We start from the raw sequence: 19,954 nt of genomic DNA on the forward strand, positions 1-19,954 counted from the left end.
GTTAATGCTCGCGAGTTTGATTGAAGAGCTTTTTCTTTATACGACTTTTGCTGGAGTGCCAGTGGTTCTTAGGTTTGCGAGGTGCATTCTCGATAACATGCTCAAAATCAATATCCGACTTTTTCGTTGGCGGTACATGTGCACAAAAGAATGTATCAATTTGTGACTGCGCCAGCTTTTTTAAGCTTTCACGATATTGATTAGGGTGACATAGCGGATACGGTGGTACTAGCTCACCTTTCACCTGCACTAAAACATCGGCAATATAAGCCTGCTGCGTAGGAATGTGCTGAAGCGTTAAATCGTGATCGGTGTGGCCTGGCGTGTACATTACCTGCCAATCTGGAAAGCCCGGTAGCGTTTGATTGTCTTTTAGCGTGATATCTGGTGCTAATATCGGGTTATACCAAATAGGCATTCTAGGCTTGCCAATACGGTTTGCCACCCACCAGGTTAGCAGCAAATCAATACCGTGAGCGGTACGCCCGGCAAAGCCCGCATACCACTTAATCGCTTTGGGGTGTGATGCTACCTGTGCCCCTGTGCGCTTTCGTAATTTGATGGCTCCACCGGCGTGATCGGGGTGCATGTGGGTAACCACAACAAGCTTTAAGTCGGTTAACGGGCGGCCCAGGGTTTGGGTAATGTATTTGCACACTTTGTCTACATCGGCCCGGCTACAGCCATCAAGCAATAGTATGCCGTTGCTGTCTTCAACAAGATAAATGTGCTGTATATAGCCTGCTAATGTGTGAATTTTCATTACCGCTTCCTTTTCACCCGAACCTGCAACGCTTGCTAAAAGTACTGCCTAACAAGTTTAAGCACTTACTTCTACTTATCTATATATACCGTCGCGCTTTTTACCGTGAAACTCGCTTGGCATTACAAAGCGTAAAATACTGTGCTAGTACCTGTATGCTATTAGCGATGATTGGAATGAATCCTATCAGAACCTATCTGGTATGACCAGATTCAGCGAACAAGTGTAACATTAAATCCCTAAGCCACATTAGCCCTGGTTCGCCTTCTTGCTGGCTATGCCAGTAAAGGTGTGTTTCCAAAGCCGGAAGTTGATACGGCAATTTAGTACTTATTAAATTGTCATCGCTTACCGCATCGGCCACTGAACCGGGCAAGGTTAATAGCGCATCTGTATTAGCCACCACATCAGCAGCCGCACGATAATTTTGGCAGCGCCACAAGGAAGGCCGACTTACGCCCAACTGTTGAAGCGCAATTTCCTCTACCGACGCGCCTTTAGCACGATTAGACACGGTTATATGACGGGCCGCCACATACTTTTTCCTATCTAAACTCTGTGCCAATGGGTTTTGCTTATTCATAAGCACTTTGTAGGTATCGCGACGTAATAACGAGTGTGAAATAGGCGCAGCAACTGCACGGCCAATATCAATGACCAAATGAAGGTTTCGGTTGGTTAAGTCAGCTAGCATAGTGTCTCGGTGTAAGCGAGTGCTTACTATTTCAATATTAGGCGCTTGTTTCTCCAAGGTTGAAAGCAGTACAGGCAAAACCCCTAACTCTAACGACTCCTGCATGGCAACAACAAAACGTTGATGGCTGTATAAAGGGTCGAAATCGGTAAACTCCCCTAACGCCTTTCGAATATCGCTCAAGGCTTTTAAGATGGCTGGCGCTAATCTTTCGCAGGCAGCGGTAGGCAACATACTTTGCTTTTCTTTTACAAAAAGCGGGTCGCCTAAAATATCCCGGAATCGGCGCATGGCATGGCTAACTGCAGACGGTGTAATATGCAGCGCTTCAGCCACACGGGTCATGTTTCTATGCTGCCATAGCGCTTCGAAAACCTTGAGTAGGTTCAAATCTAGCTTTTCAAATTGCCTGTTTTCTAACACACGCACCACCATGAATGAAATTCACACCATCTAAGGATTATATTTCATTTCATTCACTGAGCAAGTTTCTCTAGTATGAAGATAACGAAGCACTTTCACACACCTTAGGCGATATCTAAGGCATATGAATTTAGTGTGCACTTAACAAGCAGGCTAGTCATGTGATGCAAAGCCTAAATACGCTGCTTGCAAGCATTACAAACTAAAGCGAACAATTTAAAAATAAAGGTACCCTATGGATTTTTCACATAACGACAAAACCAAAGCCTTATTAGAAAAGCTGGATAACTTCATTGCTGAGCATATTGCGCCAATTGAAAATGAGGTTTACGACTTTCATCATAAAGAGAATAACCACGGCGACTGGAAAAACTGGAAGCTACACCCTGGCACCGAGGCACTAAAAGCCAAGGCACGTGAAGCAGGCTTAGCGAACTTATTCTTGCCCGATGCTGAACTAGGTGAAGGCCTTACCACACTGGAATACGCGCCAATGGCAGAGCGCATGGGTAAATACTTATTTGCCCCCGAAATCTTCAACTGTAATGCGCCAGATACCGGTAACATGGAAGTGCTTTATCATTTCGGCAACGATGCACAAAAAGAAAAGTGGCTCACACCCTTACTGGCTGGAGAGATCCGCTCGGTGTTTGGCATGACCGAACCTGATGTTGCTTCGTCTGACGCTACCAACATGGCCGCCACCATCATTGAAGATGGTGCCGACGTCGTTATTAACGGCAAAAAGTGGTGGTCGACAGGCTTAGGGCACCCTAACGCGGCATTCACTATATTCATGGGTTTATCGAACCCCGACAACGACAAGCACAGCCGCCACAGCATGGTGATAGTGCCGCTAGACACACCCGGAATTACCATTAAGCGCATGCTAGATGCCTATGGCGATTATGATGCGCCTTACGGCCATGGCGAAATGCACTTCGACAATGTACGCGTAAGCAAAGACAACATTATCATGGGTTTAGGCAAAGGGTTTGCTATAGCACAAGGTCGCTTAGGCCCTGGCCGTATTCACCACTGTATGCGCGCTATCGGCATGGCAGAAAAAGCATTAGAGCTTGCGCTTAAACGCGGACACGAACGGGTTGCCTTTGGTAAGCCTATCATCCGTTTAGGTGGCAACTTAGAACGCGTAGCCGATGCTCGTATGGCAATAGAGCAAGCGCGTTTGCTTACCCTTCACGCGGCGTGGAAGATAGATAACCTTGGCGTGAAACACGCTATGACAGAGATCTCAGCCATCAAAGTGGTAGTGCCAAACATGTTGCAAAGCGTAGTGGATATGGCACTACAAATTCACGGTGGCGCAGGCATGTGTAGCGACTTCCCATTAGCGCGATTTGCCGCAGGCGCAAGAGCCCTTCGTTTGGCAGATGGCCCTGACGAAGTGCACAAGGGTATGGTGTCTAGGTTAGAACTTAAAAAATATCAATAAGCTTTCTACAAGGGCGTTTGAAAACAAAGCAAGCTTGATAGAAGCCTACTTATAAGGCGCCCAATTTAGGGCCAGAAACAAAAATGCCGTTTCAATGAAACGGCATTTTTTATTGCTTTAAGGCTTAGTAAGTATAACGTGCCTGCACGTACCACATACCACCATTGAAACCAAACGGACTAGCTTCTGAGTAAAGCTGACCTAAGCTTCCTGCGCTTGGGTTTTCTTCTGGGTATTCGTCGAACAGGTTGTTCACACCAATAACAAGATCAAGGTTTTCGCTATAAGAGTACTTGGCTTCTACGTCTATCAAAATAGCCGCATCAATGCCGTCTACACCATTGCCTGTGTCGTCCCAACCACCGTAGTAGTTAGCGCGAACTAGAGTGCGAAGTGCCCCTTGCGTGTGCGTCCAAGAAATATTACCGCGAAGGTTTGGCAGTAAGTCTTCAATTGCAGCAACACGGCCTTCACCAATAGGGTTAAGCGTACCTACATCGTCTACTTCGGTTTCGTTGTAGTTTGCCGCTAGCGTAATACGTGAATTGCCTTCCCATAAATCGAAGCTGTAGTTACCTACAATGTCGATACCGCGTGTAGTGGTGTCGAAGCTGTTCGAGAAGAAGCGGAACTGCGATAGGTCATCTAGACCGATAAAGTCTGAGCGGTCGATAATACCCGACGCATCAAGCTCAGTAAGCGCTTCAGATACGGTTGCGTAGTCTGTACCGCCACCAGCGAAATTAAGCGCATCTAGGAAGTTTACGTTGGCACCTAGTGCTACACGATTTTCCATTTCAATGTTGTAGAAGTCGATGGTCCAGCTCATATCTGCCACATCAATTGATGCACCGAATGAGAAGTTAACCGCTTCCTCTGGCCCTAGCTCTGGACGACCGTTGCCTTGACTTTCAATGAAATCAGCCGCTAGCTGACCTGCCGCCGATGATAATGGCAGTGTACCTTGGTCAATTAGCACACCATTCACGTTTTGCGTGGTAACGTTAGTAATGCTTGCCTGGCCCGCTGTTGGCGCGTGGAAACCGGTTGAGTATGCACCGCGTAAACGGAAGTCGTCCGTTACGTGGAAAATACCGGCCAGTTTAAAGTCGGTAGTATCACCAAATTCACTGAAGTCTTCACGACGCAGCGCTGCTTGCAAGGTTAGTTGGTCTGTTACGTCAGCTTCCAAGTCAATATAGACCGCGTTACTGTCTTGTGACGAGCTAGTATCACGAGGAAAACCACCAAAACCGTTCGAGCTAGATGAGAAGCCTTGGCTTGCTAGCGGACCAAGCGCATAAGACGCTTCATCCCCGGCAAATAAGTCAAACTCTTCTTTACGGTATTCAGCACCAAACGCAACGTTTAAGTCAGACGCTAAACCTACATCAACACCGTACACAAAGTTAAGGTTAACTAGGGTTTCGGTTTGCTCTTGGCCACCAGGTACAAAGTCGCGAGGCGTATCTGGGCCTAACGAGGCATTAATGGTGTTTTTAATGAAGAAGTCAGTACGGTTAGAGCCACGCTGTGCACTGAAGTCGTAGCCTAATCCGTTACCAATTTCTAAGTCACCACGTACACCTACAGTAAACGCCATGTCTTCGTTATCGCCACCAAAGCGAGGTACAAAACCTGTTGGAATAGTTTCGATGAACGAGAAGCAGTTATCGTCTGCCTGTACTTGCGCTAGGAACGTTGGGTCTGGAAATACATTACCATTACCGCCAATAGGAATACCGTCTATACAGCTTCCACCTACGCCAACGCCATCAAGGTCGCCTACAAGTACTGAGTGTACGCCGTCTGGGTCGGCTAAACCTGTTAGTGGGTCAACCAATGGACCTGCGTATACACCGCCGCGCTGGCTACCTTCCGTTACCGGGTTACGGTAGAAGAAACCACCGGTAACCGTACGTTTACCGTAGTTACCAAATAGGTAAAGCTCGGCTTTGTCGTTTAGCTCATACGCTGAGTTAATAAAAACTTTATAGTCGTCTTCTACGTCTGGCTGGCCCCAATACTGTGGTACTTCATTGGTATAGGTATTGATAGTAGAAAAGTCAGACTGGCTTAAGTAACCCGCATCAACCATACCTTGTACGTCGTCGCGCACTACTGAACGTACGGTACCTTCAACATCGCGAATTTCACCCGTAATGTTCACAAAGCCGTCTGCACCTAGTGAGAAACCAGCGTTAGCAGAAATAGTGTAGTTATCGCCATCGCCTTCATAAGTAGAACCATAGTTTGCGCGGAACTCAAAACCTTCATCATCATCGCGAAGCAAGAAGTTAAGCACCCCTGCAATAGCGTCTGAACCGTACTGAGACGATGCACCGTCACGCAGTACTTCAACTTGCTTTAGCGCAAGCGAAGGGATTGCTGAAATATCCACACCCTGCGCACCGTCAGAAATACCACCACCTAGGAAAGAGATAATAGAGCCGCGGTGACGACGCTTACCGTTTACCAACACCAACACGTTATCTGGTGATAGGCCGCGCATGTTAGCCGGGCGCACAATGGTAGCCGCGTCACTAATTGGCTGGGTGTTTACATCAAACGACGGTACGTTAGTACGCAGCATATCTTGCACGTCGCTAGACGAGTTTTGACGGAATTCATCACCGGTAATTACGTCTACTGGCACTGGCGAGTCGGCTGCAGAGCGGTTGCTCATACGCGTACCGGTTACAATGATATTTTCAACATCTTCTGCTTTTTCTTCTGCTTCTTGTGCAAAAGTAGGCGCTGACATTGCCGCAAAAAACGGCAGTGAACTAGCAATAATGGCTGAGGTTATTCGATTAAGTTTTTTCCCCTTAGGGAAGTTACCTTGATCCACTGTGTTTCTCCTTCAAGACTTGTTGTTTTTTATATGGTTTTAATATTTTTATTATTGGCGTGGGTAATATTTATAGGTAGCTGCAGTAAAAGTGTGTGACAGCCAAACTAATAAATACTGAATAATTAGAACAGAATAACTAAAAAATCTTACTGAAAGAGACAATTATCACTCACAAGGCGCAATTTATATTAGCCTTTAGGATAATGCTGCTTTAACGAATTTACAGAAGGATAGAATTAGCGGTGCTTTCGACGGTAGGCAGCGCGAGGCAAAAAGGATTAACGATACTTTAGGTTTTTAATGGCCGCACTTTTGCGCGTAAAACTAGCGCATAGCCTTGCTAGCAGGTAATGCGAGGGAATTAAAATTAAGAAACAAAAATGCCCACTGTGTTTTGCTAGGTATGCACTTACACTGCGGGCATGGTATCCAATTAAAAGCGAAGCAGTAGCTAACCCTAAAAGATTAGCTACCATCACTTAAATATAGCGCTTTAATTAAAAGCTATACGAAGCACTTAGCTGGGCGTTAATGCCTGCGCCGTAGTAACCCACAGTGTGCAGGCTGTTAATGTACTTCTTATCGAAGATGTTATTAATGTTCATGCGAACGGTTAGGTTTTCAGTAAACGCTTGCGATGCGTACACATTACCCAAGAAATACGCACCTTGCTCAACGTTGTAATCAACATTGCTTATCTCAGACTGCCAACGACCACCAAAGCCTACTTCTACCTCTGGTGCTTGCGGTACTGTGTACGCTAGTTGGAATGTCACTACGTCGCGCGGTGCCCATAGATTAGCATCGTTACCTTGCTCGTCTTCTACGTCGATAGCGGTATAAGACGCGTTAACACGCAGTGCATCGGTTACCTGGCCGGCTACTTCAATTTCAAAACCATCAGACTCTACCGATACGCCCTCATAGTAATACTGTAGCGTTTCTGGGTTGGTGCCTGCATAGGCCGCCAAGTTATCTTGCTCTGCAGTAAAGTAAGCGAACGTTGTTAATAAACGGTCGTCGAACCATTGGGCTTTCACGCCCGCTTCAAAGTTTTGACCTTTAGTTGGGTCTAGGTACTGGCCGTTAATGTCGTACTGTTCTTGCGGCTGGTACACGTCTGAATAACTTACGTACGCGTTCACATCTTCAGTTACCGCGTAAGTGGCACCAACGTAAGGGCTGGCTTCGCTTTCTGAGTTATCGATAACCGCGCCAGCATTTTGCCCTGTACGCTCAAAATCAATCGCATTAAAGCCAGCAATAACATGCATTGCATCGGTAACGCTAAAACGCGCAGACCCGAAGTAACGGGTTAGGTTTTGCTCAATATTTGAATACTCTGCAGCAGCTAGCCAATCTGGCTCGGCAATCGCGTCAAGCGCATAAGGGAACGCAGGCGTTGGGCCATAGGCAGAAGTTGCAGCGTAATCAAATGCGTGAACAAAAGACACATCGTCGCTGGTAGCGTGGCTTACCCCAAAGTTCACTTCGTGATTGCGGCCAAATAGCTCGAAATCACCAAATACACGGCCTTCTACAAGATGAGAATCGCGCTCTGAGTCGTAACGACCCGGCCAGCCAACAAGGCCTAAGCCAGTGTCTTTATCAATTGCGCCGTAGGCGTAGAACAGTTTGCTTTGATCTTCAAAGTCGCGGTAGTTATAGCTAAGTAGTAACTGCCAATCGTTATCGAAAACGTAGTCTAGCTCTACAAAGGCATTGGTTGTTTCGGTATCCCATTTCGACCACTCTTGTGCCGTGGTATCGCTAATGTCCCACTCGGCTTGGGTGCCATCGGTGTAATTAAACACTAGCCCGCCCCAGGTGTTGCCGTCGGTATTCGCATCTTGATAAGACAAACCAAAGGTTACGGTAGCGTTATCAGTTAACTGGCCGTCGATAACACCGTAAACAAAGCTGCGATCGTTCTCTAGGCCATCAAGGTGCGACTCTTTATCTTCAACGCTTGCTACTACGCGGGCTGCCCAGCGGCCGTCTTCAGTAAGCAGCATTGAATAGTCGCCCTGCACGCGCTTAAAGTTGTACGAGCCAATGCTTGCGCCAATTTCACCGCCCTCTTCATTCGTTGGGCGCTTGCGCACATAGTTAATGGTACCCGACGCATTACCCACACCGGTTAGCAGGCCGTTAGCACCACGAATAACTTCAATTTCTTCATAACCGTAAGCTTCTACAGAACCGGTAACAATACCCCAGTCGTTCGGCAGGCCCACACCGTCAATTTGGGTGTTTTTAATTTCAAAACCACGGGCCGTGTAGTTAGTACGGTTAGTTTCCCACTCTTCTACATTAATACCCGGCGCAAGCTTTAGCGCATCATTAATATTAAACGCACCAAACGACTGCATTAAGTCTTCAGAAAGAATGCTAATAGACTGCGGCGTTTCGCTAATTTCCATGGTTAAGCCCGTTGCACCGCGGCTAACGCGGTTTTGACGAACGCCAACAATACGAATTTTTTCAACGTCTGCTTCTTTAACTTCTACCGTATCGTTTTGCGTAGTTTGCGCATTTACCGACAATGCAAACGCGATAGGCGTTAGGGCAAATAAACTGCTTAATTTCATGGTTTTCTCTGTTATTGGTTTTGAAGGGTTGTTTTTTTCGAGCGGGAGTATAAAACAGCTTAAACTTAATTTAAATGATAATTGTTTTTATTTACGCAATGATGATTGGAGAAATGCTGTAACGCTGGCTGCGCTGAGGGTAATGCGATAATCTGTACTTTAGATCAGGGAGGCATCGACGTTTTGACTAGCAGTACAAAAAACACCATTACGCATTACAGCGAAAAAGCGCAGCACTATTACGATTTGTATAACTCGGTAGACGCCGAAAGTGTGCACAGCGATTGGAAAGCGTTTCTACAGAATACCAAAGCAGGCACCGCGCTAGATGTAGGCGCAGGCAGTGGCCGCGATGCCAACTGGCTAGCTGAACAAGGGTGGAAAGTAATAGCTGTAGAGCCTGCCGATGAGCTAAGAAATCTAGCACAAGCTAATTCACATAACAGTGTTATATGGTGTAACGCCAGCTTACCCGCCCTTACCGCCCTACCCCAACAGCCAAAAACATACGACCTAATACTGCTTTCAGCGGTATGGATGCACTTGCCCCAAGCGGAAAGGCCACCTGCGTTAAAACGGTTAGCAGAATTGCTTTCGGAAAACGGAACCATGTACATAAGCCTTCGGTTCGGCCCAAACGATGAAGCACGGCCCATGCACCCTGTAAACTATGAGGAAGTGGCGGCTTTAGCGCAAAGCAATGGACTTACTGCACGCAACTTAAACCCTGTCCCAAGTCAGGATGGTTTGAAGCGAGATGATGTGAAGTGGGTTACGGTTGAGGTGGTGAAGGGATAATGACTGCTACAAATTATTTGGTTACCGGTAGAAACCAGCAATACCTTCTACATGAAATTCGCGATGCCCTTAAAAACGCGACAAGTATAGAAATAGCAGTTTCGTTTATTCGTATGTCAGGGCTAAGCCTTATCATTCAAGACATTGAAGATGCGATGAATTCAGAAGAACGTGATGTTAAGTTGTCATTGCTGACTTCAGACTATATGAACATAACTGAACCACAAGCCTTAAAGCGTTTGATGTTGCTTAAGGAGCGAGGCGCTGACATCCAAATCTTTGAAAGCAAGCAGGCCACGAGCTTTCATTTAAAGTCATATATTTTTGTCAAAAATAGTGGCGAAGCATTAACTTCAGCTAGAGCGTTCGTTGGCTCTAGTAACATCAGTAAAACTGCCCTTACCGACGGTATAGAGTGGAACTATCGAATTGATTACCCGAATGATCACGACAAAGAAGCCATGGCCCGAATTGAAGAAATTCGGGAGCAGTATCGCTACCTTTTCACATTGCCCCAAGTTAAGCCATTAACTTACGACTTAATAGCTGATTACGAAATTAGGTACAACACAGCAAGGGTTGTTACACCAATTCAATCTGCTGCATCGTTACCAGATGAAAAAGAGCATGAAATTCCGGAGCCAAGAGAGCACCAAGTAACAGCACTAGCAGCACTGAAGCAGGCTCGAGAAGAAGGGGTTCAGAAAGGTTTAGTGGTACTAGCGACAGGTATGGGCAAAACCTACCTAGCGGCCTTTGATGCGGCGCAGATAGATGCTAAAAAAGTACTTTTTGTGGCACATCGCGAAGAGATCTTACTTCAAGCAGAGGCTAGCTTTCTTAAGATACACCCAAGCAAAAAGGTAGGTCGATACAGCGGAAGGCAAAAGGATGAGGAATATGACTTTTTGTTTGCCTCTATCCAAACCATCGGACAGTCGTCTCATCTAGCTAAGTTTCCTGTTACTGCTTTCGATTATATTGTTGTAGACGAGTTTCATCACGCCGCAGCGGGTGGTTATCAACGTTTACTGGAGCATTTCACTCCGTCATTCTTGCTAGGTTTAACCGCTACGCCGAATAGAACTGACGGAAGCGATATCCTTAAGCTATGCGACAACAATCTTATTTACCAGCAAGACTTGTTTGATGGCGTAAAAGCAGAGGCATTGTGCTCTTTCACTTACTTCGGAATATTCGACAAAGAAGTAGATTACGAGCACCTACCTTGGCGCAATGGTAAATTCGACCCTGAAAAGCTATCTAATAAATTAGCGACCAAAGGCCGTGCAAAACATGTGCTTTCTGAGTGGAAAGTAAAGTCACAAGACGTATCACTAGCGTTTTGCGTATCGCGCAAACACGCCGATTACATGGCAGATTACTTCCATCAACAAGGTATAGCAGCAGCGAGCGTCCACTCTGATTCATCTCTTACGCGCAGCGAAGCCCTAGAAAAGCTTAACAACGGCGAAATTAAAATACTGTTTTCGGTAGACCTATTTAATGAAGGCGTCGATTTACCGAAGATCGATACCGTATTAATGCTTAGGCCTACTGAATCAAAAATTCTATTCTTACAGCAAATGGGGCGTGGTCTTCGTAAAAGTGAAGGAAAGGATAGACTTATTATTCTAGATTTTGTGGGCAATCATCATAGCTTTTTAAACCGCCCAGAAATGTTGTTTGCTAGCATTATAGATGGACCGCAAAACCGCAGGAAAATAGTCGACCTCGCCAAAAATGCAGACAAACTACTTCCAGACGGGTGTTATGTAAACTTTGATTTAGAGTTCATCGATTTCCTTACAAGCCTCTCTGAAGACGAGCTTGATATTCAATACGATAAGTTAAAAGAAACGTTAGGTAGAAGGCCTACTTATACAGAGTTCTATCAATCCGGCGCGAGTCTAGAAAAACTTAGACGAAATCGAGGATCATGGTGGGAGTTTGTTGATAGCAAGGGCGACCTTGAAGCTGACGAGCTGGAAGTGCTTGAAGATCACCTACAGTGGTTTAAAGACCTAGCTGTTACTCGTACTTCGAAATGCTACAAGTTGGTGTTACTTGCCACGCTGATTGAGCATAAAGCTTTTCAGTCACAGGTAAGTGTTGATGATTTAGCAGAATGGGCACGGCAGTGGTTTTTAGATAACCCAGAATGGATTTCAGATTTACCAGAAAGCAAACAACAACTAGCCTCGTTAAGTAAATCAGAATGGCGTGCGCACTGGCGTAGTAACCCGATTAAATTTTGGTGTACTGCGGAGCCTGAATCGAAAATTGCTTGGTTTGATATTAGTAATCAGCAATTCCATTTCAAGCAAAGTATTTCAGCAATTCAACATGATTTGTTTTTATCAATGACCGTTGAGATTAATAAACAGCGCCTTGCTAGTTACAAGCACAAAAGGTTATCTATAACTACTCCTTCAACAAGTAATGTTGTCCAATTTCCCGAGAGAGTACAGCTACCATTTTTCCCAAATATTAAAATAGCTTGTGGCCATTTCAAAACGGGTAATGCCGAGGTATCTGAGCTTGTAAATGCACCCTACGGCTATGGGAATATAGATAATTCGCGACATTTTATTGCTCGCGCATCTGGTAACTCGATGAATGGCGGCAAGAACCCTATTTACGATGGTGACTATTTACTATTGGAACAAATCACGCCAAATAACGCGGGTAGCATTAGCAACACGACAGTTGCTATCGAAAGGCAAGATGAAACTGGCGACAATCAATACTTACTGCGAAAAGTCCTTAAGAATCCAGATGGCTCTTACACTTTGAGAGCTGCTAATCCAGATTATGATGACATGATAGCAAGTGAAGAAATGGTGACCTTCGCCCGCCTAAAAGGAAAAGTCGACCCATTAGAACTTTTTGTAGGGCAAGAGCTAATGCGCGAAGAAATCCCGCCACTTTTCAACGAAGAGTTTAATCCTGGTAACTGGCAATCGGGACATGTGGTGCTCAAAGAGAAGAATGTTCAGATTTTGTTAGTTACTCTAAACAAACAAGGGAAAGGCAGCGAACATCAGTACCATGATTATTTTATTGACGATAAACATTTTCATTGGCAATCGCAAAATAATACTTTCCCAGGAAACAAGCGTGGAAGAGAAATAGTTGAGCACCAGAAATTAGGTAGCCGCGTTTACCTTTTCGTTCGAGAGAGCAAATTGAGAGGGAAAACAGCCTCACCTTTTATGTTTTATGGCGAAGTGCAATACGTTAAACATGAGAGTGAAAAACCGATGAATGTGACTTGGGAATTATTGAGTTAAGTTGTGATTAATCTAAGTAAATGCGCAGGTTCACGGGCGCATCATTTCAACTTAAAATTTTAAAGTACTTTAAAACAAGGATTGTACATGGAAATACTTTTCGTAATGGCGATATCTCTTTTCCCCTTCGCGTTAGTGATACTTTTCGCCGCTTGCTACAACAAGATTACAGATAAAAAATCACGTATACCTTTTGACTATGCACGTACAGCACGAATCCCTGCCTTTACATTGTTGCAGCAGCATAGAGACTCTTCGCTAGACATGTTGGTATATACACTACTCTCAACCTTATATTTCCAACTGCCTTTTTCATTACCAACAATTACTGAGCTGCTAGGTTTCGTGGACGTATCGAAGAACTGGTTGATATACGGCATTATCTTTTTTGCAGCCGCTATTTATTCGCTGTCCAAAGCATTAAGAGCCTTCAGTAAAATTAGAATCGCCAGATTAGGAATAGAAGCCGAGTGGGCAGTTTCGTTCGCTTTGTCGAAAATATCAGACAATAGAGTACGAGTTTTTCACGACGTACAGGCACCTAATTTCAATATTGACCATGTACTAACGTTCCCTGGAGGTGTGTTAGCTATCGAAACTAAAGGAAGGCGGAAACCAAACGTTAAAAACTCTAAGAGTTCTCACAAACTAACCGTAGAGGGCGAAAAAATTCAGTTCCCACATTACACAGATACGTCGACGGTTGAGCAAGCAAAGCGACAAGCAGATTGGCTAAGTAAGCAGTTAACTCAAAGCACCGGTATGAGTGTGGTAGCTAGCCCCGTAGTAGTTATTCCTGGGTGGTTCATAGAATATAAACAAAAGCCTGTTATTCCAATTATGAATCATAATTCATTAACCAAACACTATGCTATGTCTAAAAAAACCGTATTAGACAATTCATCTCTAGATCGTATTAACCATCAACTTGAAGCTTTAACAATGCGAGGGTCGGATCTATTTTGATTTGTGCCTGGTTCTTAGAGATGTAAAGAACTTGAACCCATGACCCTTGCCTCCGGAGTGCAAAGGCCAGCACTCCTTTAAAGCGACTAAATTCTTCATCGAAAACCTCGCACTATGGTTTTGCCACCCGCTTTTTCATTACGGTAATAATTAACGCTAATTGAGTTTATAATATCGGTTAAACCGTTTTTGAATTACATCGACCAACTTGAGTAGAACATGGCCCATAAAGTACGTTATAAGTTTAAAGGTGTGGCAAAAGAGATAAATTTTTCTTACAGCCGCCATCAAAATATGCATGAAGCTGTGGCCGATGCTGAAGGAATAGACCTCTCACAGTTCCTGCAAACTGAACAGCAACTTGCCGCTATCAGTAAAGACAAAAAAACCGTAAGAAACTTCAGAGATACCGAATTTGCAAAACTGGGGTTTTCTGACTTGTACTTCTTAAAAAACGGTCAAGAATAATGGTGGGCCGATAGGGTTCGAACCTCTGACTCAGAAGTCTAATACCATCAATCAGCTTTTGATTGATGGTCTTCAACCAACCCATGAAAAGCCTCAATCGCCCTATCAAAGCTTTCATCATTGTCGAAATAAAGCTGGCTTAGTCGGCTTTTCTTTATTTTATAGGTAGCGCTGGCAAAGGCTAGCGCTTCTCTAAAGCTACTAAAGTCTTCATCGAACACTTTAAACACTTGGTTCTGGGATTTTGCCACCCGCGTTATGCTGCCGTTTACTTCATAGTCGAACCCAGCAAACTGTAGGCGTGAAAGGGTTTCTTTACCTAGTCGCATGCCGCCTTTTAGGCTTATTTGAAATGCCGCGTCCATTTCTTCTATTTCTTCCATGCTCCAGTGGTTATATACCCTCACGGCCTTTTTGTATTTTTCTGCCAATCGCTTTTTTAAGGTGTTTATTCTGGGTTCTAGGGTGCCGTTGTTTTCGTTTTTTAGCAGGTCGAAGCATTCGTTGCATGAAGGCACGGAAATGAAGTCGGCCTGTAGATGCCCGCTTTGCCAGTCGTGAATGAATGTTATGGGTGGAATAAAGTCTTGCCGTGCAGTTTCGCAGCCGCAATAAAAGCAACGCCCGAAGTGTTTTGAATTCACAGCTCTTAATGGCTGGTAGAATTTTTGGTAATTCTTTACTGACATGCTGCTACTTGTTCGAATGGTTGATGCTATTTAGGTGCTATTAATCTTGGTTACGTTAACACAGCGCACTCTATGTGAAAGTGAAATGTGGCGTGTTAAAAACTACAATTGGTGGATTGGCGCTAACTTCGAAAGTTACGTTATTAAAAGTTTGTTACGACGGGAACAACGCTTCTCGAAGCAAAAAGTATTTATTTACATACCTAGTTATAAAAAATAACAGTCACGCTCTGTTTTTTCTATGTAATTTAAATTAAATGGCGCTAATATAGCCAATATGCAATCAAATGGATTTGAACGCGGTGTTCCGGTCCGCAAATGTAAATGGAGTTAATAGTGCTTAAACGCAACCTTCAGTTAATCGCTTTATCTACTACGCTTGCTTTAGCAGCAGGTTGTAACTCAACACCAAAAACAAATGCTACAGATATGGGGATGACCCTGCCCTCTTGGGTAACAAACCCGACAGTAGAGTCCGGTTTAGCAGCATCATCTTGTGTAGCAGCATCAAACAGCTTTTCTATGGATAAAACTCAAGCTGCTACTATGGCACGTACTGAGTTGGCCGCCCAATTAGATGCTCGCGTATCATCTCTACAAGAACAATATGCACAAACGGTATCTAGTGCTAGTAGCAGTACCACTAATACTGACTTTTCTACCACCACTACACAGTTCGTGAACCAAGCTCTTCAGGGTTCGAAAGTATCTAAGGTCGATTACGCTCAAATGGGTCAACAGAAAAATGTGTGTGCATTGGTCACTGTTTCTGAAGACAACGCAAAGAGATTATTTGAACGCGTTATCAATAGTGCCCCCACTAAGTTAAGTCCAGAAGATGAAACATTACTTTATCTGAACTTTTTAAAGTCGGAAAATCAGCAATAGTACGGGTTTAAGTAATGAGTGAAAATAATGCAAGTTCGGATGACGCTGGCAACGCGCCTGCTCGCAAAAAATCAGTCTATGAATACTTTGTAGCAGGTGCTCTTGGTCTTATGGCTTTAGGTCAGTGGGGAGACACTAAAGACGTTATTGTTGAAGCCTGGCGACTTACTCTTTCTAACTTCACGCATCAATATGAATATCAGGCATTAGATCGTATAAATGTAGGCAGTAATTTACGCTACATAAAAAACCTTATTGGCGAGCCGCAGTTAATCAAAACCAGTAAATACAATGATGAAATCAGCTTTGCTTATTACCTTAAAGAAAAATACATACTAACGCTGATAGTAGAAGAAAACCGTGTAAGTGCATACACCATCACAAGCCTAATTGATGACTTTGTGCCGCATAGCCTCCTCACAAAGACCGCTAGCGGCGACAAAACTAGCATTGCCGATAACTACGGCACTATTGAAGATTTCACGCTAGATTTCAACAATATTGAATACCTTTTAGTAAAGGAAGAGCTTGGTAAAGAAAAGTTATTCGTTAACAACTACTTTGGTGCTATCAGCTACGGTGTCGAGGTACAACTGCCCAGTGAAGAACTGAGAGATATCTACAACACCTTAAATATGGATGAGACATCATCAGAGGCGTTAACCAAAGTGAGGCAGTTAACTACGAAAGCCATAAATAACTTTTACGGCGCAGGTGAAAATGACCTATCAGTCATTGCCGACTCAGTTTTAACCAATTTTGAATACTCTTTGTATTACAAGAAATAAGGACATACTTGCCATGTTGCAAAGCAGAGCGTTAAAGAAGGCAGTTATTGCATCGATGCTATTAAGCGCACCTTCAGTGGCGCAACAGTCAAAGTTTGATGCCTATAAGGAAAAGCATAAAGAGAGGTACGAACGCTTTGCTAACGATTACGCCCAGCGGTATGAAGCATTTAAAGAAAAGTTAATCGAAAAATGGGGCGTAGCTGAGCTGAGTTCAACCACTGAGTACGTGGCATATTCAAACGATAACAATATAAAAGTCATTGCCGATTTCGAAAAAGACACTATTGAGGTGAGTATTCGTGACGACGAATTCAACACACTTAATGAACAAGAACAGAACGTTTTAGTCAAAGCTGCGATTGAAAGTACGCTAAAGTTGTCAGCATCTGAAGCAAGAGAAGTAAACCCTGAGTTTGTCATTTTAGACGGTAACTCAGCGAAAAAAGCACACATTCCCACGCTAAAAAACAATAAAAGCGCAGCCCCTACCTTGCTTAACGCATTGGGAATAAAAAGTGATGCTGATTTAGCAAAATCGATAGTTGCTGCAAAGGTGATACCCGAAGAAAAACAGGCTGCATTAGTTACGCAACGAACTAAAGCTCGCTTAGAGAAGCAGATAAAAGAAGTTGAACAGTTTGCTTCAAGAGAAAATGTGCCGAAGCAAACAAAAGAACAAGCCACAAAAACAGTGGCGACGCTCACTACACAACTTAATGAAGTATCTGAAGCAAAGGTTGACGCAACAGCCAAAAACACGCGTTCTTATAAAATACAACTGCAGCGGGCGCGTTATGAAAAAGCAGCTGAATTTTTAAATGCCGTTTCACAACAGGCTTCACGTTGGCAAGTAGCCGAAGATACCCTGCTGGCAGTAATGGAAACCGAAAGCCACTTTAATCCCCTGGCCAAATCACATATCCCCGCTTACGGGTTGATGCAAATTGTGCCTGCCACCGCAGGCGCAGATGTGAATAAGCAAGTATTTTCCAGTGATAAAAAGCCAACGCCTGAAGAGTTGTATGACAGCGAACGCAATATTGAATATGGCAGCGCATATTTCAATATTTTAATGACGCGTTATCTTAAAGAAGTTGAAAACCCCACCAGCCGCTTGTACTGCGCTATAGCCGCTTATAATACTGGCATAGGCAACCTCTCAAAAGCATTCAACAATGGTAAGCGCGGCAGGATGGCAGCTATTGAGAAAATTAATCAGATGACGCCAGAGCAAGTGATGCAAGTTATAAAAAGTAAAACACACACAGAAACGCAACGCTATTTAGAGAAAGTATTAGGCAGTAAAGCGTACTTTTCACAACACATTTAGCGCCGAGGTTCGATAATGCGACAACTACTTTACCTTTTACTATTTGCTCTATCTTCCGCAGCGGCCGTTGAATTACCGCCAGATTCAGAAAAATACATTTATGGCATAGGTACCGACACTAGCTACGACCTCGCGCAAAAAGCGGCCATGGCAGATATTGTGATGAAACTGGCTACAAGGGTAAACGTAAGCACCAAAATCAACCAAACAAAACACGCTAATAGAACCCAAGTTGATGCCCAGTCACAAGTAATAGCTGAGAGCCGAGGTATAGAGCTACCCAATGTAGAGGTCATTGATTCTGAACAAAAGAATAATCTTTGGCAGGTGCTTGTACGGGTTGAACGCGAGCAAGTTAAACGCGCTATAAAACATCAACTCGACACCATAAACAGTGACTTACAGTTTGTTCTTGAAGAATTTGAGAATCATTACGCGCCTTCGTGCTTTTATACGTTAAGTAATGAAGAAAATAAAAGAACACTGCTTAACGAGTTAATACCAGCATACATAGGCATTGGCAGCGAAGAGGGCGCTGAAACTCAGTTTAACCGCACCATTAACACTTTCGACCGCACTTACAAACGCTGCAAAAATCGTAACCGTTACACCCTAACCTTCTCACAGCCTGTAACTAGCGCACTAAAGAATTCAACGAAAGCGCTGTTGAAAAAGCAAGGATTTGACGTGGTTAGTAAAGGTGAGAACACGGGGAGCGTGCAGTTAAATATAAAAGCCAAATCTTCAATGTTTAAAAAGACGCACTTCACCATTTTAACCGCTGAAATCCTTGTTTTTGATGAAAGGGAATCGTTGCAGTTTAAAGATTCCATCAAAGTAAAAGGCGCCTCTTTCAAATCTAGCAGTGAGTCTGTTGCTAGAGCAGAGCAAGCGTTACTGCAACGCGTGAAACTAAAATAAAAACCTAAAGGTACTGAGAGAATGAGAAAAGCACACTACTTAACTAGTTTAGCCGCTGCACTTACCATCACTGCGTGCGGCTCTACTGCCCCAACGGCGTTGCCAACTTACCCTGATTTTAATATACCAGCATTGCCCGGCGCACCCATTGATGCAGCCAACGTTCAAAGCAATAAGCTTTTAGTTGCACCAGGCGTAAAAAGCGATGTACCGTCATTCATTCAAAGTATGTTTGTAGACAATATGACTGCGTTTGTTAACGAAAGTGGTTCCGAAGTTATAGACCGTCAACTAGCACAACGCTTCATTGATGAAATTCAGTTAAAAGAAAACTTATCAGAAACCTACGAAGCCTACCAAGGGCCTGTAGAAGCTAAGTTTTTGATCATTCCGACCATTACAGACTATTCTTGGAGTAGTGAATACGAAAAGGCAGACTCACGCAAAAACAAAGACGGAGAAACCATCCGTTACCCAGCCGAGTGCGACTACACAGGCAAAGTGAAAGGAAATGTTCAAATTCGCGCGTTGCCTTCGATGAAACAGATTATTTCGGTAAACCTAACTGGCAGAGAAAGCGGCTCAAAAGAAAACCCACCAAGCAAAAAATGTGACGAGACAAGCATGATAAATGGCGCAATTAAGGGCGCTATTGCTGATCTATTGGTAAAAGGGGACGATGATTATATCACGCTGAGCAAGTATGTAAGCTCGCAAGGTATGATCACCGGAGCTAAAAAGGCCGAAGGTGAAATATACTTTGAAACGAACTTAGGCCGTTTACATGGTGCGAAAGAAGAAGCTGCCGTTGCTATATACCAAGAAATTGATGGAGAGTTAGTGAAGATTGCTTCGGGCGAAATGGTAGACAAAGACAATGTTTTTAACAGTAAGTCTTACATTAAAGTGGAAGGTGACAGCGTAGAGCGCATTAAACGTGGCATGATTGTAATGCTTTCTGGTGAATGCACTGGCTTTGGCTGTAAATGGAATAGCTCTCTAAAGAACTTAACGAAGTAACTAGCCAAG

At 44.0% G+C, this 19,954-nt stretch carries 15 protein-coding genes; 10 read left to right on the forward strand and 5 right to left on the reverse strand.

Annotation, left to right across the window (positions count from 1 at the left end; genetic code table 11):
- Nucleotide 1 precedes the first annotated feature (1 nt).
- Nucleotides 2–763: an MBL fold metallo-hydrolase gene (locus ACYX4N_RS00940; RefSeq protein ID WP_476055312.1), complete on the reverse strand. Its 762-nt coding sequence runs from the start codon at nucleotides 761–763 to the stop codon at nucleotides 2–4.
- Nucleotides 764–956: 193 nt separating this feature from the next.
- The gene (locus ACYX4N_RS00945; protein WP_476055313.1) at nucleotides 957–1,892 is read right to left on the reverse strand and encodes a LysR family transcriptional regulator; all 936 of its coding nucleotides are present in this window, start codon (nucleotides 1,890–1,892) and stop codon (nucleotides 957–959) included.
- A 223-nt stretch (nucleotides 1,893–2,115) separates the two neighbouring features.
- Between ACYX4N_RS00945 and ACYX4N_RS00950 the strand changes: the two genes are divergently transcribed.
- A complete protein-coding gene (locus ACYX4N_RS00950; RefSeq protein ID WP_476055314.1) occupies nucleotides 2,116–3,336 on the forward strand; it encodes an acyl-CoA dehydrogenase family protein in 1,221 nt (406 codons plus the stop codon).
- A gap of 124 nt (nucleotides 3,337–3,460) precedes the next feature.
- On the opposite strand, the gene ACYX4N_RS00955 is transcribed toward ACYX4N_RS00950, so the two are convergent.
- Complete coding sequence (locus ACYX4N_RS00955; protein WP_476055315.1) at nucleotides 3,461–6,187, reverse strand: TonB-dependent receptor plug domain-containing protein; 2,727 nt, start codon at nucleotides 6,185–6,187, stop codon at nucleotides 3,461–3,463.
- Between the two features lie 500 nt (nucleotides 6,188–6,687).
- Nucleotides 6,688–8,781, reverse strand: coding sequence for a TonB-dependent siderophore receptor (locus ACYX4N_RS00960; protein WP_476055316.1), 2,094 nt, complete (start codon nucleotides 8,779–8,781; stop codon nucleotides 6,688–6,690).
- Between the two features lie 183 nt (nucleotides 8,782–8,964).
- Between ACYX4N_RS00960 and ACYX4N_RS00965 the strand changes: the two genes are divergently transcribed.
- The 4 genes from ACYX4N_RS00965 (at nucleotide 8,965) to ACYX4N_RS00980 (ending at nucleotide 14,306) form a co-directional block, all read left to right on the forward strand.
- Nucleotides 8,965–9,579: a class I SAM-dependent methyltransferase gene (locus tag ACYX4N_RS00965; protein ID WP_476055317.1), complete on the forward strand. Its 615-nt coding sequence runs from the start codon at nucleotides 8,965–8,967 to the stop codon at nucleotides 9,577–9,579.
- Nucleotides 9,579–12,872 (forward strand): DUF3427 domain-containing protein, encoded by a 3,294-nt coding sequence (locus ACYX4N_RS00970; protein WP_476055318.1) that lies wholly within the window; start codon nucleotides 9,579–9,581, stop codon nucleotides 12,870–12,872. The genes ACYX4N_RS00965 and ACYX4N_RS00970 overlap by 1 nt, the downstream gene beginning before the upstream one ends.
- A gap of 87 nt (nucleotides 12,873–12,959) precedes the next feature.
- The gene (locus tag ACYX4N_RS00975) at nucleotides 12,960–13,838 is read left to right on the forward strand and encodes a nuclease-related domain-containing protein (RefSeq protein WP_476055319.1); all 879 of its coding nucleotides are present in this window, start codon (nucleotides 12,960–12,962) and stop codon (nucleotides 13,836–13,838) included.
- A gap of 219 nt (nucleotides 13,839–14,057) precedes the next feature.
- A complete protein-coding gene (locus ACYX4N_RS00980; RefSeq protein WP_476055320.1) occupies nucleotides 14,058–14,306 on the forward strand; it encodes a DUF2960 family protein in 249 nt (82 codons plus the stop codon).
- Nucleotides 14,307–14,353: 47 nt separating this feature from the next.
- Here the strand turns inward: ACYX4N_RS00980 and ACYX4N_RS00985 are convergent, their stop codons facing one another.
- Nucleotides 14,354–14,995 (reverse strand): hypothetical protein, encoded by a 642-nt coding sequence (locus ACYX4N_RS00985; RefSeq protein ID WP_476055321.1) that lies wholly within the window; start codon nucleotides 14,993–14,995, stop codon nucleotides 14,354–14,356.
- Between the two features lie 336 nt (nucleotides 14,996–15,331).
- On the opposite strand from ACYX4N_RS00985, the gene ACYX4N_RS00990 reads away from it, so the two are divergent.
- The 5 genes from ACYX4N_RS00990 to ACYX4N_RS01010 are packed head-to-tail and all read left to right on the forward strand — an operon-like array spanning nucleotide 15,332 to nucleotide 19,945.
- Nucleotides 15,332–15,883 carry a hypothetical protein gene (locus ACYX4N_RS00990; protein ID WP_476055322.1) on the forward strand — a complete coding sequence of 184 codons (552 nt, stop codon included), beginning with the start codon at nucleotides 15,332–15,334 and terminating at the stop codon, nucleotides 15,881–15,883.
- Between the two features lie 14 nt (nucleotides 15,884–15,897).
- On the forward strand, nucleotides 15,898–16,671 hold the full coding sequence (locus tag ACYX4N_RS00995) for an ETEC_3214 domain-containing protein (RefSeq protein ID WP_476055323.1): 774 nt from the start codon (nucleotides 15,898–15,900) through the stop codon (nucleotides 16,669–16,671).
- A gap of 13 nt (nucleotides 16,672–16,684) precedes the next feature.
- Complete coding sequence (locus ACYX4N_RS01000) at nucleotides 16,685–18,004, forward strand: transglycosylase SLT domain-containing protein (RefSeq protein WP_476055324.1); 1,320 nt, start codon at nucleotides 16,685–16,687, stop codon at nucleotides 18,002–18,004.
- A 15-nt stretch (nucleotides 18,005–18,019) separates the two neighbouring features.
- Nucleotides 18,020–18,925: a hypothetical protein gene (locus tag ACYX4N_RS01005; RefSeq protein WP_476055325.1), complete on the forward strand. Its 906-nt coding sequence runs from the start codon at nucleotides 18,020–18,022 to the stop codon at nucleotides 18,923–18,925.
- Between the two features lie 21 nt (nucleotides 18,926–18,946).
- Entirely contained in the window at nucleotides 18,947–19,945 is a 999-nt protein-coding gene (locus ACYX4N_RS01010; protein ID WP_334058813.1) for a hypothetical protein, read from the forward strand.
- The last annotated feature ends 9 nt before the right edge of the window (nucleotides 19,946–19,954 follow it).

This window comes from Alteromonas sp. ABH4_452 (genome assembly GCF_056311825.1).